21 protein-coding genes and 1 pseudogene are annotated in these 23,771 nt (G+C 74.5%); 18 read left to right on the top strand and 4 right to left on the bottom strand.

From position 1 onward, the window contains the following. Positions 1-8: 8 nt before the first annotated feature. The 16 genes from IE321_RS20105 (at position 9) to IE321_RS20030 (ending at position 17,361) form a co-directional block, all read left to right on the top strand. Positions 9-1,694, top strand: coding sequence for a polyamine aminopropyltransferase (locus tag IE321_RS20105; RefSeq protein WP_190223970.1), 1,686 nt, complete (start codon positions 9-11; stop codon positions 1,692-1,694). A 73-nt stretch (positions 1,695-1,767) separates the two neighbouring features. Further along, positions 1,768-2,583 carry an SRPBCC family protein gene (locus tag IE321_RS20100; RefSeq protein ID WP_190223969.1) on the top strand — a complete coding sequence of 272 codons (816 nt, stop codon included), beginning with the start codon at positions 1,768-1,770 and terminating at the stop codon, positions 2,581-2,583. 175 nt (positions 2,584-2,758) lie between these two features. Next, positions 2,759-3,550: an aldose epimerase family protein gene (locus IE321_RS20095; RefSeq protein ID WP_190223968.1), complete on the top strand. Its 792-nt coding sequence runs from the start codon at positions 2,759-2,761 to the stop codon at positions 3,548-3,550. 24 nt (positions 3,551-3,574) lie between these two features. Beyond that, on the top strand, positions 3,575-4,114 hold the full coding sequence (pyrE, locus tag IE321_RS20090; RefSeq protein WP_043221267.1) for an orotate phosphoribosyltransferase: 540 nt from the start codon (positions 3,575-3,577) through the stop codon (positions 4,112-4,114). Positions 4,115-4,354: 240 nt separating this feature from the next. Next, positions 4,355-5,377: a class II fructose-bisphosphate aldolase gene (gene fbaA, locus IE321_RS20085; RefSeq protein WP_190223967.1), complete on the top strand. Its 1,023-nt coding sequence runs from the start codon at positions 4,355-4,357 to the stop codon at positions 5,375-5,377. A 69-nt stretch (positions 5,378-5,446) separates the two neighbouring features. Continuing rightward, on the top strand, positions 5,447-6,616 hold the full coding sequence (locus IE321_RS20080; RefSeq protein ID WP_043221262.1) for a MalY/PatB family protein: 1,170 nt from the start codon (positions 5,447-5,449) through the stop codon (positions 6,614-6,616). A 226-nt stretch (positions 6,617-6,842) separates the two neighbouring features. Further along, positions 6,843-8,294 (top strand): MFS transporter, encoded by a 1,452-nt coding sequence (locus tag IE321_RS20075; protein ID WP_190223966.1) that lies wholly within the window; start codon positions 6,843-6,845, stop codon positions 8,292-8,294. Between the two features lie 103 nt (positions 8,295-8,397). Beyond that, positions 8,398-8,811, top strand: a complete 414-nt coding sequence (locus IE321_RS20070; RefSeq protein ID WP_190223965.1) for a DUF3151 domain-containing protein — start codon at positions 8,398-8,400, stop codon at positions 8,809-8,811. 224 nt (positions 8,812-9,035) lie between these two features. Then, positions 9,036-9,821, top strand: a complete 786-nt coding sequence (locus tag IE321_RS20065) for a DUF3152 domain-containing protein (RefSeq protein ID WP_226652136.1) — start codon at positions 9,036-9,038, stop codon at positions 9,819-9,821. A gap of 121 nt (positions 9,822-9,942) precedes the next feature. Beyond that, entirely contained in the window at positions 9,943-10,812 is an 870-nt protein-coding gene (locus IE321_RS20060; RefSeq protein WP_043221250.1) for a tryptophan 2,3-dioxygenase family protein, read from the top strand. Further along, positions 10,805-12,007, top strand: coding sequence for a kynureninase (gene kynU, locus IE321_RS20055; RefSeq protein ID WP_190223963.1), 1,203 nt, complete (start codon positions 10,805-10,807; stop codon positions 12,005-12,007). Before IE321_RS20060 ends, kynU begins: the two co-directional genes overlap by 8 nt. A 136-nt stretch (positions 12,008-12,143) precedes the next feature. Continuing rightward, positions 12,144-13,013, top strand: a complete 870-nt coding sequence (locus IE321_RS20050; protein WP_190223962.1) for an alpha/beta hydrolase family protein — start codon at positions 12,144-12,146, stop codon at positions 13,011-13,013. 245 nt (positions 13,014-13,258) lie between these two features. Continuing rightward, on the top strand, positions 13,259-14,008 hold the full coding sequence (locus IE321_RS20045; RefSeq protein ID WP_190223961.1) for a hypothetical protein: 750 nt from the start codon (positions 13,259-13,261) through the stop codon (positions 14,006-14,008). Between the two features lie 149 nt (positions 14,009-14,157). After that, positions 14,158-15,474 carry a sensor histidine kinase gene (locus IE321_RS20040; protein ID WP_190223993.1) on the top strand — a complete coding sequence of 439 codons (1,317 nt, stop codon included), beginning with the start codon at positions 14,158-14,160 and terminating at the stop codon, positions 15,472-15,474. Further along, positions 15,471-16,133, top strand: a complete 663-nt coding sequence (locus tag IE321_RS20035; protein ID WP_043221242.1) for a response regulator — start codon at positions 15,471-15,473, stop codon at positions 16,131-16,133. Before IE321_RS20040 ends, IE321_RS20035 begins: the two co-directional genes overlap by 4 nt. Before the next feature lie 28 nt (positions 16,134-16,161). Next, on the top strand, positions 16,162-17,361 hold the full coding sequence (locus IE321_RS20030; RefSeq protein WP_190223960.1) for a cytochrome P450: 1,200 nt from the start codon (positions 16,162-16,164) through the stop codon (positions 17,359-17,361). Positions 17,362-17,367: 6 nt separating this feature from the next. Here IE321_RS20030 and IE321_RS20025 read toward each other — a convergent pair whose 3' ends face one another. Beyond that, positions 17,368-18,936 carry an ABC transporter permease gene (locus IE321_RS20025; RefSeq protein WP_190223959.1) on the bottom strand — a complete coding sequence of 523 codons (1,569 nt, stop codon included), beginning with the start codon at positions 18,934-18,936 and terminating at the stop codon, positions 17,368-17,370. Continuing rightward, entirely contained in the window at positions 18,933-19,832 is a 900-nt protein-coding gene (locus IE321_RS20020; protein WP_190223958.1) for an ABC transporter ATP-binding protein, read from the bottom strand. Before IE321_RS20020 ends, IE321_RS20025 begins: the two co-directional genes overlap by 4 nt. Before the next feature lie 76 nt (positions 19,833-19,908). On the opposite strand from IE321_RS20020, the gene IE321_RS20015 reads away from it, so the two are divergent. Next, positions 19,909-20,430 carry a GbsR/MarR family transcriptional regulator gene (locus IE321_RS20015; protein WP_226652134.1) on the top strand — a complete coding sequence of 174 codons (522 nt, stop codon included), beginning with the start codon at positions 19,909-19,911 and terminating at the stop codon, positions 20,428-20,430. Positions 20,431-20,508: 78 nt separating this feature from the next. Here IE321_RS20015 and IE321_RS20010 read toward each other — a convergent pair whose 3' ends face one another. Then, positions 20,509-21,315 carry a diacylglycerol kinase family protein gene (locus IE321_RS20010; protein WP_229916469.1) on the bottom strand — a complete coding sequence of 269 codons (807 nt, stop codon included), beginning with the start codon at positions 21,313-21,315 and terminating at the stop codon, positions 20,509-20,511. A gap of 143 nt (positions 21,316-21,458) precedes the next feature. Between IE321_RS20010 and IE321_RS20005 the strand changes: the two genes are divergently transcribed. Beyond that, positions 21,459-22,742, top strand: a complete 1,284-nt coding sequence (locus tag IE321_RS20005) for an adenylosuccinate synthase (RefSeq protein ID WP_043221225.1) — start codon at positions 21,459-21,461, stop codon at positions 22,740-22,742. A 67-nt stretch (positions 22,743-22,809) separates the two neighbouring features. Here the strand turns inward: IE321_RS20005 and IE321_RS20000 are convergent. Further along, positions 22,810-23,771, bottom strand: a pseudogene (locus IE321_RS20000) (serine/threonine-protein kinase); the annotation flags it as partial.

Below are 23,771 nucleotides of genomic sequence, written 5' to 3'. Positions count from 1 at the left end.
TTACGAACATGATCGAGCCGACCGTGACCCTGCCACCCACGAGGGTGCGACGCCGACCGCCGCCGCGGCCGCGCGACACGGTGCGGTGGCCGGTCCTCATGGTGGTCTTCGTCTGCGCCGCCTGCGGCCTCGTCTACGAACTCGAACTCGTCGCCCTCGCCTCGTACCTGATCGGGGACTCGGTCACCCAGGCGTCCGTCGTGCTCTCCGTGATGGTCTTCGCGATGGGCCTGGGCTCGCTGCTCGCCAAGCGGCTGCGCTGCCGCGCCGCCGTCGGCTTCGGCCTCGTCGAGGGCGCGCTCGCGCTCTTCGGCGGCACCTCGGCGCTGGTGCTGTACGCGTGCTTCGCCTGGCTCGGCGAGGCGCGCTGGGTCCTGGTGGCCTTCTCGCTCGGCATCGGGGTGCTGATCGGCGCGGAGATCCCGCTGCTCATGTCGCTCATACAGCGGGCGCCGGAGCGGACCGGCGCCGGCGGACGGCCCCGCCGCGCGGACCGCCCCGCCCCGCCCGGCGACCCCGACGACGCGGCGGGCACGGTGGCCGACCTCTTCGCCGCCGACTACGTGGGCGCGCTCGTCGGCGGCCTCGCCTTCCCGTTCCTGCTGCTGCCCTGGCTCGGTCAGCTCACCGGCGCGCTCGTCACCGGGGCGGTCAACGCGGTCGCGGGCGCCGCCCTCGTCCTCTGGTTCTTCCGCCGCGACCTCACGGCCCGCACCCGCGCGCTCGTCGTCGGCGTCAACCTCGCCGTGCTCGGCGTCCTCGCGACCGCGACGGTCCTCGTCGACGACTTCGAGGAGGCCGCCCGCCGGGCCGTGTACGGGGAGCGGGTGCGGGTCGCCGTCCACACCGACCTCCAGGAGGTGGTGGTGACCGGCGGCCGCGAGGGCCCGCCCGACCTCTACCTCGACGGCCGGCTGCGGGTCGCCGGAGCGGACGAGTACCGCTACCACGAGGCGCTCGTCCACCCCGCGATGAAGGGCCCGCACGCGCGCGTCCTCATCGTCGGCGGCGGCGACGGCCTCGCCGCCCGCGAGGTGCTCCGCTACCCCGGCGTCCGCTCCGTCACCGTCGTCGAACTCGACGCGGGCGTCGTCCAGCTGGCCCGCACCGACCCCGCGCTCGCCGCGCTCAACGGACAGTCCTTCCGCGACCCGCGCGTGGGCGTCGTCCACGCCGACGCCTTCGACTGGCTGAGGCGCGCCTCCGGGCACGTGCAGGAACGGTACGACGTGGTGATCTCCGATCTGCCCGACCCCGGGATCACCCCCAGCGCCAAGCTCTACGCCCAGGAGTTCTACGGCCTCGCCGCCGGTGTCCTCGCCGACGGCGGCCGGCTCGTCGTGCACGCCGGGACCACCACCGACCGGCCCCGCACCTACTGGACCGCCGACGCCACCCTGCGCGCCGCCGGCTACGCCACCCGGCCGTACAGCACCGAGGGCCGCACCCCCGGCTTCGCCGCGGGACCCGACCGCGCCGGGCGGGCCGGCGCCGGCCGCCACGAGCCCGACGACTGGGGCTTCCTGCTCGCCGTCCGCGGCCACCGGCCGCCCGGCCTCGGGCTCGCCGCCGCCGCGCCCCGGCTCCGCTCCCTCACCCCCGGCGACCTGGCCGCCGCCGCCCGCCGCGCGGAGCGCACCCGGCTCACCGGGCTGCCGCCGTCGACGCTGGTGCACCCCCGCTACGGCCACTGAGCGGGGGACCCGGGAGAGGGCTCCGGGGGCGAACGGGCGACGCGGGGCGCCCCGCTGAGTAGGCTCGGCTCCCATGGAGCATGAGGTGTTCGTCCCGGTCCCGGCCGAGGCCCTGCGGGCCGCCCTCACCGACCCGGCGCGGGTGGCGCGCTGCGTCCCCGGCTTCCAGCGCGACGTCTCCGAGGCGGCCACCGGGGCGGGCGAGGACCTCGTCGGACGCTTCCGGCTCCGGGTCGGCGGCCACACCATCACCTACCGGGGCGGTCTGCGGATCGTCGAACGGGACGGCGCCATCACCTACGAGGGCGAGGGCGCCGAGGCCCGCGGCAAGGGCGTCGCCGAGATCTCCCTGACCGTCGTCCTCACTCCCGCGGCCGAAGGCACCGGACTCAGCTTCACCGGCGCCCTCACCGCCACCGGCCGGCTCGCCGAGGAGCCCGAGGAGGCCCGGGACGCCGCCCGCGACCGCCTCCTCGACGCGTTCGTGGAGGCCGCCGCGGACCTGGCGGCGGAGTCGGCGGAGCCGGCGGACTCCGCCGGGACGCGGGCCGAGGCCGACGACGAGGCCGGTCCGGAGGGGCGGACCGCCTTCGGGACCGGAGCCTTCGACGGCGGCCCGGGCTTCGAGGAGGACGTGCTCCCCGAGCCCGCCGCGCCCCCGGAGTTCCCCGCCGCGAGGCCCGCCGCCGAGGCCGCCCACGCCCGCCGGACGATGATCGGCCGGAGCGCCGAGGAGGTCGACCACGCGCCGCCGCGCGGGCGGTACGCCCCCGTGCCCGCACCCGAACAGGGCGGCGCCGGCGCCACCCTCCGCTGGGTCGCCCTCGCCGCCGCCCTCGCCCTCGCCTCCGCGGTCATCGTCACCCGGGCGCTGCGCCGGCGCCGCTGAGGGCGCGCCCGGACGACGGCGCCGCGGGCCGGCCGGAAACCCCGGCCGGAAGCCCGGGCGCGGGGCCGCCCGCGAGGGCCCGCGCGAGGCCCGCCCGCGGCCCGGTCGCGGGGCCCGCCGAAAGTCCGCGTTGAAACGGTCCAATCCAGCGGGTCCCAGGACTTAGGGTCGGGGCGTGAGCAACCTGACGCGACTGACGGCGGGCGACGCCGAGCTGACCATCAACCCCGAGCACGGCGGCCGGATCGAGAGCCTGCGCATCGCCGGCACCGAGGTCCTGAAGCAGGGCGAGCGCTACGGCAGCTTCCCGATGGTGCCCTGGTGCGGCCGGACCGAGAACGGCCGGTTCCGCGACGGGGCCACCACCCACCAGCTGCCCGTCAACGCCGCCCCGCACGCCATCCACGGCACCGTCCGCGACCGGGCCTGGACGGTGGCCCGGACCTCCGCCACCGAGGCCGTCCTCACCTGCGAGCTCGACGACCCGTGGCCGTACAAGGGCCGGGTCACCCAGGTCCTCGAACTGGCCGAGGACCGGCTGACGCTGCGGTTCGGCGTGGAGGCGTTCGACGCCTCCTTCCCGGCGCAGGCCGGCTGGCACCCCTGGTTCCTGCGGAACCTCGGGCACGGCGGCGAGGACGTGACCCTCGGCTTCACCCCGGAATGGCAGGAGGAGCGCGGCGAGGACCACCTCCCCACCGGCCGGCGCATCGCCCCCCTCCCCGGCCCCTGGGACGACTGCTTCGGCATGCCCGACGGCGTCGACGTCACCCTCACCTGGCCGGGCGAGCTGGAGCTCAAGGTGACCAGCCGCGCCGAGTGGGTGGTGATCTACGACGAGCCCGAGGACGCCGTCTGCGTCGAGCCGCAGTCCGGTCCGCCGAACGGCCTCAACACCCACCCGCGCCTGGTCACCCCCATCGACCCCCTGGAGGTCGAGAGCGTCTGGGCCTGGCAGCGCCTCTGAGCGCGGCGCCCTTAAGCTCGGGGCATGACTGACGTACGCGCTGAACTGCTCCAGCAGATCAAGGACAAGGCCGTGGTGCACGGCAAGGTGACCCTCTCCTCGGGTCTGGAAGCCGACTACTACATCGACCTTCGCCGGATCACGCTGGACGGCGAGGCCGCGCCGCTCGTGGGCCAGGTCATGCTCGACCTGACCGCGGACCTCGACTTCGACTGCGTCGGCGGCCTCACCCTGGGCGCCGACCCGGTCGCCACCTCGATGCTGCACGCCTCCGCCGCGCGCGGGCAGCGCCTCGACGCCTTCGTCGTGCGCAAGGCGCAGAAGGCGCACGGCATGCAGCGCCGGATCGAGGGCACGGACGTGAAGGGCCGCCGCTGCCTGGTGGTCGAGGACACCTCGACCACCGGCGGTTCCCCGCTGACGGCCGTCGAGGCCGTCCGCGAGGCCGGCGGCGAGGTCGTCGCCGTCGCCACGATCGTGGACCGGGGCGCGGCCGGCGCGATCGCCGACGCGGGCCTGCCGTACCTGACCGGCTACCAGCTGACGGACCTCGGCCTCGCCTGAGACCGGAGGGGCCCAGCGTAACCGCCGCGAAGTCGTGACTTAGGTCCCGGACCCCGGCACATACGGTTCTGACCTGCGCTTTTCCCCGAGGGCGGGGTGTTTCACGTGAAACACCCCGCCCTTCGGCACGCGGCGCCCGTGGGAGCCCGTACGAGAGTCTGGAAAGATGGCACCGACGATGACGTCGCCCTAGGTCAGGGATACAGCAACGCACACCCGCACATCACAAGGAGCGGACGAATGCCCATCGCAACCCCCGAGGTCTACGCCGAGATGCTCGACCGGGCGAAGGCTGGCAAGTTCGCCTACCCGGCCATCAACGTGACCTCCTCCCAGACCCTCCACGCGGCGCTGCGCGGGTTCGCCGAGGCCCAGAGCGACGGCATCATCCAGATCTCGACCGGTGGCGCCGAGTTCCTGGGCGGCCAGTACAACAAGGACATGGTCACGGGCGCCGTCGCCCTGGCCGAGTTCGCCCACATCGTCGCCGCGAAGTACGACATCACGGTCGCGCTGCACACGGACCACTGCCCGAAGGACAAGCTGGACGGCTACGTCCGCCCGCTGCTGGAGGTCTCCGCCGAGCGCGTCGCGCGCGGCGAGAACCCGCTGTTCCAGTCGCACATGTGGGACGGCTCCGCCGAGACCCTCGCCGACAACCTGTCCATCGCGCAGGAGCTGCTCGCGAAGGCCCACGCCGCCAAGATCATCCTTGAGGTCGAGATCACCCCGACCGGCGGCGAGGAGGACGGCGTCAGCCACGAGATCAACGACGAGCTGTACACCACCGTCGACGACGCGATCCGCACCGCCGAGGCCCTGGGCCTGGGCGAGAAGGGCCGCTACCTGCTCGCCGCCTCCTTCGGCAACGTGCACGGCGTCTACAAGCCGGGCAACGTCGTCCTGCGCCCGGAGCTCCTCAAGGACCTCCAGGCCGGCGTCGCCGAGAAGTTCGGCCAGGCGTCCCCGTTCGACTTCGTCTTCCACGGCGGCTCGGGCTCGACCGCCGAGGAGATCGCCACCGCGCTGGAGAACGGCGTCGTGAAGATGAACCTCGACACCGACACCCAGTACGCCTTCACCCGCCCGGTCGTGGACCACGTGTTCCGCAACTACGACGGCGTCCTGAAGGTCGACGGCGAGGTCGGCACCAAGTCCACCTACGACCCGCGGACCTGGGGCAAGCTCGCCGAGGCCGGCATGGCCAAGCGCGTCACCGAGGCGTGCGAGGCGCTGCGCTCGACCGGCACCAAGCTGAAGTAAGCCGTGACCGAGGGGCCCGGCATCCGCGGAAGGGTGCCGGGCCCCTCGCGTACCTGGAGGTAGGGATCGATGTACGACTTCGACGAGGCACGGGACCGGACGGGCACCTGGTCGGTCCAGTGGGACGGCGTCGCGGACCGCTTCGGCGTCCCCGACCTGCTGCCGTTCACCATCTCCGACATGGACTTCGCCTCCCCGCCGGTGGTCCTCGACGCGCTGCGCGAGCGCGTCGGCCACGGCGTCTTCGGCTACACCGACTGGCGGCTCGGCGGCGACGACGGCTTCCGGGAGGCGATACGCCACTGGTACGCGAGCCGCTACGACACCGCGATCGACACCGACGCCCTCGTGTACGCGCCCTCGGTGCTCTCCCAGCTCTCCCAGCTGCTCCGGATGTGGACGGAGCCCGGCGACGGCGTCGTCGTCCACACCCCCACCTACGACGGCTTCCGCAAGGCCGTCACCGGGCTCGGGCGCGAACTGCGCGGGGTGCCGGTCGGGGACACCGCGGCGCTGGAGCGGGAGCTGGCCCGTCCGGACAGCCGGATGCTGCTGCTCTGCTCCCCGCACAACCCGACCGGCCGGGTCTGGACCGAGAAGGAGCTCACCGACTTCCACGAGCTGGCCGAGCGGCACGGCGCGACCGTCGTCAGCGACGAGATCCACGCCGACCTGACCACCGACGGCCACCGCCACGTGCCGTTCAGCCGGATCGCGGAGCCCGGCCCCGGCCGCGGCTGGGCCGTGATCACCTCGGGCACCAAGGCGTTCAACTTCCCGGCGCTCTCCGGCTCGTACGGCATCATCGGCGACCCCGGCGAGCGGGCGGAGTTCGTGCGGCGGATGGAGACCGGCGAGGGCCTCGCCTCCCCGGCCGTCCTCTCGCTCACCGCGCACATCGCCGCCTACCGGCACGGCGCGCCCTGGCTCGACGGACTGCGCGACTACGTCGCCGGCACGATGGCGATGGTCGGGGAACGGCTCCGCGCGGGCCTCCCGGGAGTCGACTGGACCCCGCCGCAGGCCGGCTACCTCGCCTGGATCGACCTCCGGCCGCTCGGCATCGACGAGGACCGGCTCCAGGAGGAGCTGATCCGGACGGAGCGGGTCGCCATCATGCCCGGCGGGACGTACGGCACCCCCGGCTTCGTCCGGCTCAACGTCGGCTGCCCGCGGGCCAAGGCCGAGCGGGGCGTGGACGCGCTGGTCAGGGCGGCGGGACGGCTGCGGACCCGCTGAGGCCCCGGACGGATTCCGCGGGCCCGGCTCCGGCCCCGCTCCGGCTCGGGCCCGGCTCGGGCTCCGGCTCCGCCCCGGCCCCCGCCGGTCCGAGGAGACCGGCGGGGGAGTGCGGATCGGCGGGGGAATCCGCGGACCCGACAGGGGAGCGTGAACCGACGGGGGACGCCGGGGACCGGCCGGTTCCGGGGAGGCGGTCGTGCCCGGATCGGGGGACCATGCAGGCATGAGCGTGGCCGGTCCCGAGGTGCGGATGGCTTCCCGGAGCGGGCGGTGGATCGTCCTCACGACGGTCCTCGGCTCCGGGATGGCGCTGCTCGACTCGACCGTCGTCAACGTCGCCCTGCCGCACATCGGCGAGGACCTCGGCGCCGACCTCGCCGTCCTCCAGTGGACCGTCAACGCGTACATGCTGACGCTGGCCGGGCTCATCCTGCTCGGCGGCTCGCTCGGCGACCGGTACGGGCGCCGGCGGGTCTTCGTCGTCGGCGTGGTCTGGTTCGCCCTCGCCTCGCTGCTGTGCGGGCTCGCCCCGAACGCCGGCGTGCTCATCGCCGCCCGCGCCCTCCAGGGCGTCGGCGGCGCGCTGCTCACCCCCGGGTCGCTCGCGCTGATCCAGGCGAGCTTCCACCCCGACGACCGGGCGCGGGCGGTCGGCCTGTGGTCCGGCTTCGGCGGCGTCGGGGCGGCGATCGGGCCGTTCGTCGGCGGCTGGCTCGTCGACGGGCCCGGCTGGCGGTGGGTCTTCCTCCTGAACGTGCCGCTCGCCGCGGTCTGCGTGCCGGTCGCGCTGCGGCACGTCCCCGAGTCCCGCGACGAGGCGGCGCGCGGCCGCCGCTTCGACGTGCTCGGGGCGGTGCTCGGCGCGGCCGGCCTCGCCCTCGTGACGTACGCGCTGATCGACGCGGTGTGGTGGGCGGGGGCGGCGGGCGTGCTCACCGGGGCCGCCTTCGTGGTGGTGGAGCGGCGGCGCGGCGAGCGGGCGATGGTGCCGCCGTCGATCTTCCGGTCCCGCCTCTTCACGGCGGTGAACCTCGTGACGCTCTGCGTGTACGCGGCCTTCGGCGGCTTCTTCTTCCTCGCCGCGCTCCAGCTCCAGGTCGTCTCCGGCTACTCCGCCCTCGCCGCCGGGACGGCGCTGCTGCCCACCACCGTGCTGATGCTGCTGCTCTCCGCGAGGGCCGGCGAGCTGGGCGAACGGATCGGGCCGCGCATCCCGCTGACCGTCGGGCCGCTGCTGTGCGCGGCCGGGATGCTGCTGATGCTGCGGGTCGGGGCGGACGCCTCGTACGTGCGCGACGTGCTGCCGGCCCTGGTGGTGCTGGGCCTCGGCATGACGGTGCTGGTCGCGCCCCTGACCGCGACCGTGCTCGCCTCCGTCGACGTCTCGCGCGCCGGGCTCGCCAGCGGCGTCAACAACGCGGCGGCCCGGGCGGCGGGGCTGGTCGCGGTGGCGGCGCTGCCGCTGCTGACCGGGATGGGCCCGGAGGCGTACCGCTCGCCGGAGGAGTTCGACGAGACCTTCGGGAAGGCGATGCCGATCTGCGCGGCGGTGCTGCTCCTGGGCGCCGTCCTCGCCTGGACGACCATGCGCACCCCCGGGCCGGCCGCCTGCCACCCCACCTGCAGGACCCACTGCGCCGTCACCGCCCCGCCCCTGGACCCGGGCACGTCGTAGGCCGGCGTCCGCCCCCGGGGCCCGGGAGCCCGTGAGCGCCCGGTCCCGCAGCCGGCCCGCCCCGTGGCGCCCGCCCCGCGGGGCTCTGGGGCAGACTGGGGGGATGGTTACGCATGAGAATCTGCTGGGCGGGCCCGCGCCCACCCTGCTGCCCGACGACCCCGGTCCCCGCGAGGCGCTCGCGCAGGGCACCGCCCCCACCGAAGTCGCCGCGAAGTACCCGACGTCCTCGCTCGCCTGGGCGCAGCTCGCGGACGACGCCTTCGAGGCCGGCCGCGTGGTGGAGTCGTACGCCTACGCCCGCACCGGCTACCACCGGGCGCTCGACGCGCTGCGCCGCAACGGGTGGAAGGGCCACGGCCCGGTGCCGTGGGAGCACGAGCCGAACCGCGGCTTCCTGCGGGCCCTGCACGCGCTGGCGCGGGCCGCCGGCGAGATCGGCGAGCAGGCCGAGTACGAGCGGTGCACGACCTTCCTGCGGGACTCCTCGGAGACGGCCGCCGAGACCCTGGGCTGACCGGAGCCCCGGGCGCACGACGCCCCGGGCCGCCCCCCCGCTCCCCGTTCCCCGTCACCCCCGGCCGGTACGATCCCCCGGACCGGCCTGAACAGGGGGGAACTGTCATGGGCAAGCGGGGGGCGTCCGACCGGCGCCGACAGAATCGACATAGCGGGCGGAGCCGCCGCGGGGGGACGCGCGTCACGCGCCGTGGGCGGCTCGTCCTCTCGACCCTCGTGCTGATGGGCGTCTCGCTCGGCGCGGGCGTGGCGCTCGCGCACTTCCAGGGCCGTCAGGACCCCGCCGGCCCCGCCGCCCGCGCCCCGCTCTCCGCCGAGCCCCCGTCGGCCGCGCCGACCACGGCCCCGCCCACGCCGAAGCCGACCGCGAGCAAGAAGCCGAAGCCGAAGCCCACGCCGAAGCCGAAGCCGACCGCGACGAAGAAGAAGCCCCCGACCGTGCCGCGGTCCGGGCCGGGCACCTTCACCACCGCCACCGCCTCCGGGAAGATCACCGGCACGAGCGGCACGCTGCGCCGCTACCGGGTGCAGATCGAGGAGGGCGTCGACCTGTCGGCGCGCGGGACCGCCGAGGAGATCGAGGCGATCCTCGCCCATCCGCGCAGCTGGGCCGCGCACGGCCGGGGCCGCTTCCAGCTGGTCGCGTCGAACGCCGACTTCGTGATCCGGATCGCCACCCCCGACACCGCCGACGCGCTCTGCGCCCGGCAGGGCCTCAACACCCACGGCGAGTTGAACTGCGAGACCACCGAAGGCGTCGTGGTGAACCTCAAGCGCTGGATGCTGGGCTCGCCGACCTTCTCCGGGTCGCCGGAGCAGTACCGTCACCTGATCATCAACCACGAGGTCGGGCACGAGATCGGCATCCGGCAGCACATGGGCTGCGGCGGCCCGGGGAAGCCCGCGCCGGCGATGATGCAGCAGATCAAGGGGCTCAACGGCTGCCGTTCGAACGAATTTCCGTACAGCGAAGACGGGAGCTACATCACCGGTCCGATCGTGTCATGATGCGCGTGGGACGCGCGCGAAGAAGCACGCCTCCCGAGGGGACCGGAGCTCCCGCGGCGCACCGCAGCGTGCGCGCGGTGGAGCGGACCGCTACCCGGTAGCCCGTACCGAGGAGACAGCAATGTCATCCACCCCCCCTCCGGACGCCACCGGATCCGGATCCGGATCGGCCGTCGACGCCCCGAACCTCGACTTCGCGGGGACGACGCCCTACGAGGACTACGTCCAGGCGGACGTCCTCACCCACCTCCAGCACCTCCGCTCGGACGATCCCGGCGAGATGGTCTTCCTGGTCACCACCCAGGTCATGGAGCTGTGGTTCACGGTCATCGTGCACGAGTGGGAGACCGCGAGCCGCGCCCTGCGCGAGGACCGCCTGCCGGTCGCCGTCGACGCGCTCAAGCGCTCGGTGCGCGAGCTGGAGGCGCTCAACCACTCCTGGCGCCCGCTCGCGCAGCTCACCCCCGCCCAGTTCAACGCCTACCGCGGCGCGCTCGGCGAGGGCTCCGGCTTCCAGTCGGCGATGTACCGGCGCATGGAGTTCCTGCTCGGCGAGAAGTCGGCGTCCATGCTCGTCCCGCACCGGGGCGCGCCCCGCGTCCACGCCGAGCTGGAGAAGGCGCTGCACGAGCCGAGCCTGTACGACGAGGTGCTCGGCTTCCTCGCCCGCCGCGGCCTGCCCGTGCCCGCCTCCGTCCTCGGCCGCGACCTGGCGCAGCGGTACGAGCCCTCGCCGCAGGTCGAGGCCGTCTGGGCGGCGCTCTACGCCGAGCCCGAGGCCGACGGCAACGCCGAGCTGGTCCGCCTCGGCGAGGCCCTCAGCGACGTCGCCGAACTGGTCTGGCGCTGGCGCAACGACCACCTGGTCGCCACCCGCCGCGCGATGGGCTCCAAGACCGGCACCGGCGGCTCCGCCGGCGTCGCCTGGCTGGAGAAGCGCGCCCAGAAGAACGTCTTCCCCGAGCTGTGGACGGCGCGCAGCCATGTCTGATCTCCAGCAGGAGGCGAAGCGCCTCGACGCCGCCGACCCGCTCGCCGGCCACCGCGCCAAGTTCGCCCTCGACGACGCCACCGTCTACCTCGACGGCAACTCGCTCGGCGCGCTGCCCGCGCACGTCCCCGCCCGGATGGCCGACGTCATCGGCCGCGAGTGGGGCGAGCTGCGGATCCGTTCCTGGGACGAGTCGGGCTGGTGGACCGCCCCCGAGCGGATCGGCGACCGGATCGCCCCGCTCGTCGGCGCCGCCGCGGGCCGGATCGTCGTCGGCGACTCGACCAGCGTGAACGTCTTCAAGGCGGTCGTCGCGGCGGCCCGGATCGCCGGGGAGGGACGCGACGAGATCCTGGTGGACGCGTCGACCTTTCCCACGGACGGGTACATCGCCGAGTCCGCCGCCCGGATGACCGGTCACCGGATCGTGCCCCTCGACCCGGCCGACATCCCCGCCGCGGCGAACGACCGGACGGCGCTCGCGCTCGTCAACCACGTCGACTACCGCACCGGCCGGCTGCACGACCTGCCCGGCACCACCGCCGCCCTCCACGCGGCGGGCGCGCTGGCCGTCTGGGACCTGTGCCACAGCGCCGGCGCCCTGCCCGTCGGCCTCGACGCGCACGGCGTCGACCTGGCCATCGGCTGCACCTACAAGTACCTGAACGGCGGGCCCGGTTCGCCCGCGTACGTGTACGTCGCCGAGCGCCACCAGAGCCGCTTCGACTCGCCGCTGCCGGGCTGGACCTCGCACGCCGACCCCTTCGGCATGGAGCCCGGCTACCGGGCCGCCGACGGCGCCGTCCGGGGCCGTGTCGGCACCCCGGACATCCTGTCCATGCTGGCCCTGGAGGCGGCGCTCGACGTGTGGGACGGGGTCGCGATCGAGTCCGTCCGCGCCAAGTCCCTCGCCCTCACGGACTTCTTCCTGGAGTGCGTGCGGGCCTACGTCCCCGAGGGCCGGGTCACCCCGATCACCCCGGAGGCGCACGGCGAGCGCGGCAGCCAGGTGGCGCTGGCCTGCGCGGACGCGCCCGCCGTGATGCCCGAGCTGATCCGGCGGGGGGTCGTCGGCGACCTGCGTCCCGGCCTGCTCCGCTTCGGCTTCACCCCGCTGTACGTCGGCTTCGCCGACGCCGAGCGGGCGGCCCGCGTCCTCGCCGACGTGCTGGCCGGGACGCCCGCCGGGGAGTAGCCGACTCACCGACGGTGGACGGCCGGTGACCGGTCGTCAGGTCGGATCTTCACCTGATCTGCGGGGCCCGGGACCCTGATACGGTCCCCGCAGGTCAGGCCGATTCGGCCCCGTCACCGAGAGGTTGGAACCCCCCATGCCGGACCCCGCCGCGCGCGACGCCGCCGAAGAGGCATCGGCCTTCTCGCACCCGGCCGTCCCCCCCGACGCCACCGCCGCGTACGGCGACCACCCCGACCAGGTCGTCGACCTCTACGCCCCCAGGACCGGCGAGGGGCGCGCCCCGCTCGTCGTCGTCCTGCACGGCGGCGCGTGGCGGGCCCCGTACGACCGGCTGCACATCAGCCCCTTCGCGGACTTCCTGGCCCGCCGCGGCTTCGCCGTCGCCAGCGTCGAGTACCGGCGCGGCCCCGGCCTGCCCCACCAGGGCGGCGCGGCGCCCGTCGCCGGCCGCTGGCCGGAGACCTTCGACGACGTGGCCGCCGCCCTCGACGCCCTGCGCGAGCAGGCCGCCGCCGACCTGCCGCAGGCCGACCCGCACCGCACGGTCCTCACCGGGCACTCGGCCGGCGGCCAGCTCGCCCTGTGGGCCGCCGCCCGGCACGTGCTGCCCGCCGGCTCCCCCTGGCGGCTGCCCGCCCCGCCCGCGCTGCGCGGCGTCGTCGCCCTGGCCCCGATCGGGCACTTCGACCGGGCCCGGGAGCTCGACGTGTGCGGCGGCGCGGTGACCCAACTGCTCGGCGGGGAGGAGGCGTACGAGGAGCGGGCCGCGGCCACCGACCCGGCGCGGCTGCTGCCCACCGGCATCGCCACCGCCCTCGTCCAGGGCCGTGCGGACCTCACCGTCCCGGCCGAGGTCGCCGACGCCTTCGTGGAGGCGGCGGCCAAGGCGGGCGAGACGGTCGGCCTCACGCTCCTGGAGGACGTCGGCCACTTCCCGCTGATCGACCCGGCGGCCGACGCCTGCGCGGTGGTCGCGGAGGAGCTCGCGCAGCTCGCCTTCTGACGGGGTCCGGCGGGTGCCGCCGGTTTTTCCCTCGGCGGCCGTCGGCGGCTGCCGATATTCTCCGGACACTTCAACTTCCGTGACGACAGGGGGAACAGAGGCTCATGGGGACCGACGATCAGGTGGGCGCGGCACCTCCGCCTCCTCCGCAGCACCCGCCTTCCTCCCCGTCCCCGCGGTACTCGCCCCCGCCCCCGCCCCCGCCGGGCCCGCCCCGGTCGGAGCAGCCCCGGTGGGCGTGGTGGGTGGCGGGGATCGCCCTGCCCCTGCTGGGCATCGTGGCCAGCCTGGTCGTGGGCATGGACCGCGGCGACGCGTCCCCGACGGTCGCCTCGCCCCCGTCCTCCTCCGCCTCCTCGGACTCGGTGGATCCGGCCTCGTCCGAGGAACCGGAACCGACCGCGACCACGACCACCCCCGCCTCCGACGACAAGAGCGCGGCGCCGCCCCTCGACCCGCCCGACAGCCCCCTCCCGAGCGGGTCCGGCGCCTCGACGACCCGGGTGGACCTGGCCCCTCCCCGGGGGCACGGCCCGGCGCGCGAGTCCTCCTGGGGCCTGACCCCCGCGCCCTGCACCAACTACGAGCAGCAGCTGATCGACCTCGACACCGGCCTGAGCCGGGTCGAGAAGGAGGACAACGGCAGGATCGGAGAGCCCGGCGGGGCCGAGCTCCACTACTGGCCGGACACGTGCACGGGCGGCGCCGACTACCGCCTGCGGGGCGTCCCCAACACCCGGGTGGGCCTCCTGCGGGCCGACGACCCGCACACCGCGGAGCAGTGCCGGAAGGTCTCGAACACCGGGCTGCCCCCGCTGAACCTCAACGACTCCGAGACGATCGAACAGGCCGGCTTCGTCGTCGGCGCCGCCATCTGCTCCGTGACGACCGAGGGCTCCGTCGCCATGGCGACGATCGACCACATCAGCGACGGCGGCATCGGCGGGGAGGCCACCGCCAGCGGCACCCTCTACGTCTGGCCCGAGGCGTCCTGACGGGGGCGCCCGGGGGCGCGTAGTACTCAAGGGGGACGGCCCGGGATCCGTATCCAGCGGGACGCGGCCGTCCCGGGCCGTTCCGTACCGTGGGCTGCGTGAACCCGACACAGACCCCCGACACGGGCAGCCGCAGCCCCGAGCTCCGCATGACGCTGGACGCGCTCGGCGGTCTGCGCGCGGACCTCGCCGGCGACGCCCTCTCCTACCGCCCGCTGCCCCCGCTCGCGCCGGACAGCCCCGCCCTGCGCTTCCTGCCCCGGCGGATACGCCCGCACGCCGTGCGGCTCCCGCACGCGGCGGTCGGCTTCCTCGCCCTGGTGACCTTCCTCCTCGGCTTCGACCAGCTGACCGGCTCCGTCGGACCGGTCGCCCTCGTCGCCTGCGGGGTGCCGACCGCCGCCGTGCTCCTCACCCTGATCCGGCCGGCGTCCGCCTTCTGGCTCTCGATCGCCTCGACGCCCTTCGTCGCCTACCTCAGCGGGTACGACGGCTGGCCCTGGGCGCCGAACTCCTTCGCCGCCCACCTCTTCGTGCTGGTGGTCGTCGCCCTGCGGACCGGACCCCGGGCCGCCGCCTGGATGTGGGTGATCACCGCCGGGTACGCCACCTTCACCTCCTTCTTCCTCGGCATGTCCGCGGGGTACGGCTCCAACGGCGCCGAGATGCTCTTCTTCTCCGCGCTCTTCCTGCTGGTCATCGCCGTCGTCCAGATCCGCCGCCAGGCGGACCGCGAGGTCACCGCCCAGCAGACCGTCACCGCCGTCGAGCGCTCGAAGCGGACCCTCCTGGAGGAGCGGACCACCATCGCCCGCGAGCTGCACGACGTCGTCGCCCACCACATGTCGGTGGTCGCCATCCAGGCCGAGGCCGCGCCCTACCGGGTGGAGAACCCGCCGCCGGAGCTGGAGCAGGCGTTCCTCACCATCCGGGAGAACGCGGTGGCCGCCCTCACCGAGCTGCGCCGCATCCTCGGTGTCGTCCGCGCCGAGGACTACGAGGCGCCCGACGCGCCGCAGCCGACCCTCGCCGACCTGCACGGGCTGGTCGGCAACGTCCGGGAGGCCGGGCTCGACGTCTCCATGGCGGTGACCGGCGCGGTGCGCGAGCTGCCGCAGGGCGTGGAGCTCTCCGCGTACCGGATCGTCCAGGAGGCCCTGTCCAACGTGCTGCGGCACGCGCCCGGGGCCGACGCGAAGGTGGAGGTCAGCCATGTGCTCGGCGGCCTCGGGCTGCGGATCGCCAACGGACCCGCGCGGGGCCTCGTCAAGCCCACCCGTCACCCGGCCACCGCCCCTGAAGGAGGGCTGCGCCCACCCCTCTCGACCGGCGCCGGCCACGGCATCACCGGCATGCGCGAACGTGTCACGATGCTCGGCGGGGAGATGACCGACGGACCGACCGACGACGGCGGCTACGAGGTCGCCGTCTTCGTCCCCGTCCAGCGCGAAGGGGCCGACCAGTGATCAAGGTACTGATCGTCGACGACCAGATCATGGTCCGCGAGGGCTTCTCGGTGCTGCTCGGCGCGATGCCGGACATCGAGGTCGTCGGCGAGGCCGTCAACGGCCGGGAGGCGGTCGCCCAGGTCGCCGCCCTCCGACCGGACGTCGTCCTCATGGACATCCGGATGCCCGAGCTGAACGGCATCGACGCCACCCGCGAGATCGTGGCCGCCGACGCGGACGCCAAGGTGCTCGTCCTCACCACCTTCGACCTCGACGAGTACGTCTACCAGGCGCTGCGGGCCGGGGCCTCCGGCTTCCTCCTCAAGGACGCCTCGGCCCGGCAGCTCGCCGAGGGCGTCCGGGTCGTCGCCGCCGGCGAGGCGCTGCTCGCGCCGACCGTGACGAAACGACTCATCACCGAGTTCGCGAAGTCCGCCGACACCGCGCCGAAGGCGCCCGCCGTCGCCCAGATCGGCGAGCTGACCGAGCGCGAGACCGAGGTCCTGGTCCTCATCGCCCAGGGCCTGTCCAACCAGGAGATCGCCGGCCACCTCGTCGTCGCCGAGTCCACCATCAAGACCCACGTCAGCCGGATCCTGGTGAAGCTGGGCCTGCGCGACCGGACGCAGGCGGCGGTCTTCGCGTACGAGGCACGGCTGGTGCAGGTCGGTCGCTGAGCCGGGGGAGCGGGGGTAGCGTCCAGGCATGGACGCCGCCGCCGCTTTCGACCCCTGGTCCCCGGAGTTCGTCGCCGACCCCTACCCGGTGTACGCGGAGCTGCGCGCCGCCGGGCCCGCCCACTGGTACGGGCCCACCAGGCAGTGGCTGATCCCGCGTCACGAGGACGTGTCGGCGCTGCTGCGGGACCGGCGCCTGGGGCGTACGTACACCCACCGCTTCACCCACGAGGAGTTCGGCCGCGAGGCGCCGGACCCCCGCCACGAGCCCTTCCACACCCTCAACGACCACGGGCTGCTCGACCTGGAGGGCGCCGACCACACCCGCATCCGGCGGCTGGTGTCGAAGGCGTTCACCCCGAGGACGGTGGAGCGGCTGGCGCCGACGGTACGGGGGCTGGCGGACGGTCTGGTGGGGGAGCTGGTCGCGGCGGGCGGCGGCGACCTCCAGGCGGCGGTCGCCGAACCGCTGCCGGTCGCGGTCATCGCCGCGATGCTGGGCGTCCCGGAGGAGGACGAGGAGCGGGCCATGCTGCGGCCCTGGTCGGCGGCGATCTGCGGGATGTTCGAGCTGAACCCGTCGGAGGAGACGGCGCGGGCGGCCGTGCGGGCCTCGATCGAGTTCTCCGGCTATCTGCGGGAGCTGATCGCGCGGCGGCGGGCCGAGCCCGGCGAGGACCTGGTCTCGGCGTTGATCGGGGTGGAGGAGCTGACCGAGCAGGAGATGGTCTCCACCTGCGTGCTGCTGCTGAACGCCGGCCACGAGGCGACGGTCAACACGACGGTGGGCGGGGTGTGGACGCTGCTGCGGCACGGGGCCTGGGAGGCGCTCCCCGCGCCCGGGCTGTCCACGGCCGTGGACGAACTCCTGCGGTACGACACCCCGCTGCACCTGTTCGAGCGCTGGGTCCTCGACGACATCGAGGTCGGCGGGACCGTCATCCCCCGGGGCTCGGAGGTCGCCCTCCTCCTCGGCTCCGCCAACCGCGACCCGGCCCGCTTCGGCCGCACGGCGGACGTGCTGGACCTGACCCGCGCCGACAACCCCCACGTCACCTTCGGCGCGGGCATCCACTACTGCCTGGGCGCCCCGCTGGCCCGCCTCGAACTCGCCGCCGTCTTCGACGCGCTGCTGCGGCGGGCGCCCGGGCTGCGGCTCGCCGCGGACCCCGTCCGGAGACCCGGTTACGTGATCCGCGGCTTCGAGTCGCTCCTCGTGGAGGTCTGACCCGCGTCAGACCTGGAGGTCGCGGCGGCGCAGCCCCGCCAGGCCGGCCGCGGTGAGGGCCGCCGCCAGCGCGGTGAGGGCGAGGAGCGGCGTCCACGTCGGCTCCGGGCCCGGCAGCTTCGGCAGGTGGGCGAAGGGGGAGACGTTCAGGACCGCCCGGGGGAGGTTCAGGGCCGGGCCGATCCAGCCGAGCGCCAGGCAGAGCCCGGCGGCCGCCCACCCGGCGCCCGCCGCCCGGGGCAGCGCGCCCCACAGCAGGGTGGCGACGCCCGCGAGCGTCCAGACGGCGGGGAGCTGGGCGAGGGCGGCGCCGAGGACGGGGCCGTACGAGCCGCCGAAGCCGAGGGCGAGGCCGAGGCCCGCCGCGAGGAGGATCAGCGCCGCGCCGCCGAAGGCGGGGACCAGGTGGCCGGCCGCCCAGCGGAGCCGGCCGAGGGAGCCCGCCAGCAGTGGTTCCGCGCGCCCGGAGGTCTCCTCGGTGTGCGCCCGGAGCACCGCGCCGACCGCGTACAGCGCGGCGAGCATCCCGAAGAGGGAGACCATCGTGGCGAGGAAGGCGTCGGTGAGCGCGGTCTGGCCGCCCATCCGCTCGAAGATCTCGCGGGCCTTCTCGTTGTCGCCGACCAGGTCCGCCGCCCCCTCGGCCATGCCGCCGAAGACGAGCCCGCCGAGCAGGAAGCCGGCCCCCCAGCCGAGGAGCGCGCCGCGCTGGAGCCGCAGGGCGAGGGCCCCGGCGGTGGCGAGCCGTCCGGCGGCCGGGCCCGGCCGGGTGGCGAGGAAGGAGGCGCCGACGTCGCGGCGGGCGGCGAGCCCGTACGCGAGCGCGGTCTGCGCGGCGACGGCGGCGGCGATCAGCGGCAGCACCCACCACCGCTCGTCGCCGTACGCGCGGACGCTCTCGGCCCAGCCGACGGGCGAGAGCCAGGTGAGCGCGGAGCCCCCGGAGGCGTCCCCGGAGTCGCCCGCCGCGCGCAGCACGAACGCGAGGCCGAGGGCGCCGCCCGCGATGCCCTTGGCGAGCCGGGCGCTCTCGGTGAACTGCGCGGCGAGCGCGGCGACGGTCGCGAAGACCATGCCGGTGCCGCCGATGGCGAGGGCGAGGGCGAGCGCCCCGGCCGCGCCCTGGCCGGCGAGTCCGGCGAAGACGAGCAGGGCGACGGCGGTGTTGAGGACCAGGGCGGCGAGCAGGGCGGAGGTGAGCGGTGCGCGGCGGCCGACCGCCCCGGCGGAGAGCAGTTCCTGACGGCCCGTCTCCTCCTCCTCGCGGGTGTGCCGGACGACCACGATCAGGCTCGCGACGGCCGCGAGGACGGCGCCGAAGGTGCCGAAGCGCCAGGCGACGAGCCCGCCGAGGGAGTCGGAGAAGACCGGTCCGTAGAGCGAGCGCATCGAGCTGTTGGCGGTCATCGAGGCGGCGAGTTCGGCGCGCGCGGCGGCGGTGTCGTACAGGCCGCCGAGGGAGCCGGGGCCGGAGGCGACGAGGCCGCCGGTGACCAGGGCCCAGACGGGGAGGGTCAGCCGGTCGCGGCGGAGCGCGAGCCGGGTGAGGGTGCCGGTGCCGGCGAGGGCGGTCATGACGCCACCTCGGTGTCCGCGTAGTGACGGAGGAAGAGCTCCTCCAGGGTGGGCGGGGTGCTGGTGAGCGAGCGGACGCCGGCGGTCAGGAGCGCGGCGAGGACCGGGTCGAGCTTGTCGGTGTCGACCTGGAGGCGGACCCTGCGGCCCTCCACGCGCAGGTCGTGGACGCCGGCGAGCCGGTCCAGGTCCCCGGGCGGTCCGGCGAGCTCGGCGGTGACGCTGGTGCGGGTCAGGTGGCGCAGCTGGGCGAGCGAACCCGTCTCCACCGTGCGGCCCTTGCGGACGATGCTGACCCGGTCGCAGAGGGTCTCGACCTCGCTGAGGATGTGGCTGGAGAGGAGGACGGTCCGGCCCCGGTCGCGGGCCTCGCGGACGCAGTCCTGGAAGACCTCCTCCATCAGCGGGTCGAGGCCGCTGGTGGGCTCGTCGAGGACGAGGAGCTCGGCGTCGGAGGCGAAGGCGGCGACCAGGGCGACCTTCTGCCGGTTGCCCTTGGAGTAGGTGCGGCCCTTCTTGGTGGGGTCGAGCTCGAAGCGCTCGATCAGCTCCGCGCGGCGGGCCCGGTCGAGGCCGGTGCCGCGCAGTCGCCCGTACAGGTCGATGACCTCGCCGCCGGAGAGGTTCCGCCAGAGGGTGACGTCGCCGGGGACGTACGCCAGGCGCCGGTGGAGGGCGACGGCGTCGGCCCACGGGTCGCCGCCGAGCAGCTCCACGGCGCCGGAGTCGGCGCGCAGCAGTCCGAGGAGGACGCGGATGGTGGTGGACTTCCCGGCGCCGTTGGGGCCGAGGAAGCCGTGGACCTCGCCGGTGGCGACGGTGAGGTCGAGTCCGTCGAGGGCGTGGGTGCGGCCGAAGGACTTGTGGAGGCCGGTGACGCTGATGGCGTTCGTCATGCTTCGGAACGTACGCTCATTTCACAAATTTGTGAAGTTAAGGAAACGTAAAAAGACACGGTATAGAGTCGTCCCCATGACCAGCACCGAAGGCACCCCCGCGCAGGAGGACGCCGTCTCCCGTTTCGTGGAGCGCTTCGCCGGCGAGCTGACCGAGGCCGGCATGCAGCGCATGGCCTCCCGGGTCTTCGCCGCCCTGCTCGCCTCCGAGACCGCCTCGCTGACCTCGGCCGATCTCGCCGCACAGCTCAAGATCAGCCCCGCCGCCGTCTCCGGCGCGGTCCGCTACCTCACCCAGGTCGGCATGGTCGCCCGCGAACGCGAACCGGGCACCCGCCGCGAGCGCTACGTGCTCCACAACGAGATCTGGTACGAGACCTTCACCCGCCGCGACCAGATCCTGCTCCGCTGGGAGAAGGTCCTCCGCGACGGCGCCGCCTCCCTCGGCGCCGACACGGCCGCCGGAGCCCGCACCACCGAGACCGCCGACTTCTTCGCCTTCATGCAGGAGGAGATGCTCACCCTGATGGACCGCTGGCGCGAACGGAAGGCCCAGCGGGCGGCCGACGAAGCCGCTCAGGAACCGTCCGCCTCCTGAGGCTCCGAAGGCGCCTCCGAGGGCGGGGTCGGCCGGTTGAGCGGCGCCGCTGGCTCCGGCGCCCGCTCCCGGCCAGGGTCAGGCGCCGTCGCGCGGCAGCGTCAGGCCCCAGCCCTCCGGGTGGACCGTCCAGGTGCGGCGGCGGACCGGGCCGGTGACGCGGCCGTCGGCGCGGTAGCGGAAGTCGGGGCCGGAGACGGTCAGGACGCCGCGGTAGGCGCGGCGCGGGGCGTCCGCCGGGCCGGCCGGGTGGACGGTCACCTCCGCCGTGCCGGCGCCGCCGTCCGGGCGGGCCGTCACCGCCGTCACCGGCGCGTCCACGTCGGCGAGCAGCACCCCGTCGGCCTCCACCCGCAGCCGGTGCACCAGGACGCCGGGGTACGTCGGCGCGGGCCGCACCAGGGTGCGGACCAGGGAGCGGCAGGTCCCCCAGACGGAGGGGGCGGTGCCGGCGGCGGGCACCGGCACGGCGGGCACCCGCAGGTCGCCCAGGACCACCCCGTCGCTGTCGTCGACCAGCAGGTCCATGCTCCGTACCGCCCCGTCCAGGACCGTCCGGGCGGCCGCCACCGCGGTGCGCGGCACGCCGAGGCCGTACGCGACCTCCAGGGCGTCCGGCGGGCCGATCGGGACGAGCGCGAGCGGCGCCCGGTCCCGGTGCAGCAGGGTCACCGCGCGGAGCAGCGCCCGGTCGTCACCGAGGACGACGGGGCACCGGGAACCGCGCCGGGACAGGGCACGGGAGAATTCCTCGGGGGAGTCCGGCAGGCAGATCTTCGCCTCCGCGCCCGCGGACAGGACATCCTTCGCGATCCGCACGGACTCGCCGTCACTTCGGCGGGCGACCGGGTCGACGATGACCAGCAGCTGGTCGTGATCCGACACCTCGGTCCTTCCTCGGGTAGCATCTTTGTGCAAGAGCCCCTTGCGCTATTGCGCCAGGGGCTTCGTCTATTCCGGGGCACACCGGTGAGGCGGCGTACGCCCCCTGACCTTGGACATGCCCCACCCGGAAGGGGTGTACGCCTGTGCCCGCACTTGTGCTGCTCGGTGCTCAGTGGGGTGACGAGGGCAAGGGAAAGGCCACCGACCTGCTCGGTGGATCCGTGGACTACGTGGTGCGTTACCAGGGCGGCAACAATGCCGGCCACACGGTCGTCGTCGGCGACCAGAAGTACGCGCTCCACCTCCTCCCTTCCGGAATCCTCTCCCCGGGGTGCACCCCGGTGATCGGAAACGGTGTCGTCGTCGACCCGGCGGTCCTGCTCTCCGAGCTGAGCGGGCTGAACGAGCGAGGCGTGGACACGTCGAAGCTCCTGATCAGTGGCAACGCCCATCTGATCACCCCGTACAACGTCACCCTCGACAAGGTGACGGAACGGTTCCTCGGCAAGCGCAAGATCGGCACCACCGGTCGCGGCATCGGCCCCACCTACGCCGACAAGATCAACCGCACCGGCATCCGGGTCCAGGACCTCTACGACGAGTCGATCCTGGAGCAGAAGGTCGAGGCGGCCCTGGAGCAGAAGAACCAGCTCCTCGCCAAGGTCTTCAACCGCCGCGCCATCGAGTCCGGCCGGATCGTCGAGGAGATGCTCCAGTACGCGGAGCAGATCAAGCCCTTCGTGGCCGACACGACCCTGATCCTCAACAACGCCATCGACGAGGGCAAGGTCGTCCTCTTCGAGGGCGGCCAGGGCACCCTCCTGGACGTGGACCACGGCACGTACCCCTTCGTCACCTCCTCGAACCCGACCGCCGGCGGTGCCTGCACCGGCGCGGGCGTCGGCCCGACGAAGATCAACCGGGTCATCGGCATCCTCAAGGCGTACACCACCCGTGTCGGCGCCGGTCCGTTCCCGACCGAGCTCTTCGACGCGGACGGCGAGGCCCTGCGCCGCATCGGCGGCGAGCGCGGCGTCACCACCGGCCGCGACCGCCGCTGCGGCTGGTTCGACGCGGTCATCGCCCGCTACGCCACCCGCGTCAACGGCCTGACCGACTTCTTCCTCACCAAGCTGGACGTCCTGACCGGCTGGGAGGAGATCCCGGTCTGCGTCGCGTACGAGATCGACGGCAAGCGCGTCGAGGAACTCCCGTACTCCCAGACCGACTTCCACCACGCGAAGCCGATCTACGAGACCCTGCCCGGCTGGTCGGAGGACATCACGAAGGCCAAGACCTTCGCGGACCTCCCGAAGAACGCGCAGAACTACGTGAAGGCGCTGGAGGAGATGTCCGGCGCCCCGATCTCCGCCATCGGCGTCGGCCCCGGCCGCACCGAGACCATCGAGATCAACTCCTTCCTGTAGGCGGTCGACCGAAGGGCCCGCACCCCCCCGGGGGGGGTGCGGGCCCTTCGGCGTGCCACGGGGCCCGTCAGTCGGCCCGGCGGTACTCCGCCGGTTCCGTGTCCGTCATGGGATAGACCTGGAAGACCTTCTCGCCCTTGTACGTGGTGAGCACCAGGTAGCTGCCCAGGTCGTCGCGGACGCAGTCCGGGTCGGCACCGGGTTCGAGGGTCATGGGGCCCGTGACGTAGGGCGGGGTGGTGGTGGCGAGGATGGCGGTCCAGGTGCAGTTGACGGCGTCCAGGAGGGTGTTGCCCTGCTCGTCGGTGCGCGGATAGACGCTGAGGGTGCGCAGGACGGCGGCGCCGACCGCGCCCTGCGCGACCGTCACCTCGTCGGTGTAGCGGTCGGCCTCCGGGCCCTCGACCAGGGGCGCCATCTTCCAGCGGCCGAGGTACTCGGCGGGGAGGATCTCCGACCCGGTGCGGGCCTTGTGGAAGGTGGCCTTCGCGGCGCCCGAGGTCCATTCGAGGACCTCGGGGGAGCGCAGGGTGAGGGTCTGGTGCGCGGCGGCCATGCACCGCTGGGCGGGCACGCTCGTGGTGACGGTCGACTCGCCCAGGACGACCTTGTCCTCGTCGGCGGAGACCAGGCGCGAGCGGCCCATGCACAGGCGGCCGTCGCCGACGTGGGTGTAGACGGCGGCCTTGGAGCCGGCCGGGCCCTGGGACAGCTCGATGCGGACGGTCTCGCGGGGGTGCTCGGGGGTGCCCTGGAGGACGCCCTCCCAGGCGCCGAGGAAGGCGGCGGGAACCGCCCCGGCGGGCCGGGAGGCCGCGGAGGACGAGCCGGCGGAGGACGAGCCGGCGGGCTTGCCGTCCCCGCCGGGGGTGCCGGAGCCGCCGAGCGGCCAGAAGGCGTAGCCGACGCCCGCCTCGGCCGCGACGGCGTCGGCCGCGAGCGCGGCCGTCAGGACCCGGCGGCGGGATCGGGCGCCCGGCGGCTCCGGGGCCGGCGCGGGGGCGGGGGCCGCGGTGCCCCCGGTGGCGG

It is taken from the genome of Streptomyces hydrogenans (genome assembly GCF_014656075.1).
Classification (GTDB): domain Bacteria; phylum Actinomycetota; class Actinomycetes; order Streptomycetales; family Streptomycetaceae; genus Streptomyces; species Streptomyces hydrogenans.
Note: the sequence above shows the minus strand (reverse complement) of the source record. Positions and strands in the feature narration are given on the sequence as shown.

Bases quoted from the DNA above. Each gene is read 5' to 3' on its own strand.
- IE321_RS20080 (WP_043221262.1), top strand. From the start codon at position 5,447: ATGTACGACTTCGACGAGGCACGGGACCGGACGGGCACCTGGTCGGTC.
- IE321_RS20070 (WP_190223965.1), top strand. From the start codon at position 8,398: ATGGTTACGCATGAGAATCTGCTGGGCGGGCCCGCGCCCACCCTGCTG.
- IE321_RS20060 (WP_043221250.1), top strand. From the start codon at position 9,943: ATGTCATCCACCCCCCCTCCGGACGCCACCGGATCCGGATCCGGATCG.
- pyrE (WP_043221267.1), top strand. From the start codon at position 3,575: ATGACTGACGTACGCGCTGAACTGCTCCAGCAGATCAAGGACAAGGCC.
- fbaA (WP_190223967.1), top strand. From the start codon at position 4,355: ATGCCCATCGCAACCCCCGAGGTCTACGCCGAGATGCTCGACCGGGCG.
- IE321_RS20105 (WP_190223970.1), top strand. From the start codon at position 9: ATGATCGAGCCGACCGTGACCCTGCCACCCACGAGGGTGCGACGCCGA.
- IE321_RS20030 (WP_190223960.1), top strand. From the start codon at position 16,162: ATGGACGCCGCCGCCGCTTTCGACCCCTGGTCCCCGGAGTTCGTCGCC.
- IE321_RS20020 (WP_190223958.1), bottom strand. From the start codon at position 19,832: ATGACGAACGCCATCAGCGTCACCGGCCTCCACAAGTCCTTCGGCCGC.
- kynU (WP_190223963.1), top strand. From the start codon at position 10,805: ATGTCTGATCTCCAGCAGGAGGCGAAGCGCCTCGACGCCGCCGACCCG.
- IE321_RS20040 (WP_190223993.1), top strand. From the start codon at position 14,158: ATGACGCTGGACGCGCTCGGCGGTCTGCGCGCGGACCTCGCCGGCGAC.
- IE321_RS20015 (WP_226652134.1), top strand. From the start codon at position 19,909: ATGACCAGCACCGAAGGCACCCCCGCGCAGGAGGACGCCGTCTCCCGT.
- IE321_RS20025 (WP_190223959.1), bottom strand. From the start codon at position 18,936: ATGACCGCCCTCGCCGGCACCGGCACCCTCACCCGGCTCGCGCTCCGC.
- IE321_RS20075 (WP_190223966.1), top strand. From the start codon at position 6,843: ATGAGCGTGGCCGGTCCCGAGGTGCGGATGGCTTCCCGGAGCGGGCGG.
- IE321_RS20065 (WP_226652136.1), top strand. From the start codon at position 9,036: ATGGGCGTCTCGCTCGGCGCGGGCGTGGCGCTCGCGCACTTCCAGGGC.
- IE321_RS20050 (WP_190223962.1), top strand. From the start codon at position 12,144: ATGCCGGACCCCGCCGCGCGCGACGCCGCCGAAGAGGCATCGGCCTTC.
- IE321_RS20100 (WP_190223969.1), top strand. From the start codon at position 1,768: ATGGAGCATGAGGTGTTCGTCCCGGTCCCGGCCGAGGCCCTGCGGGCC.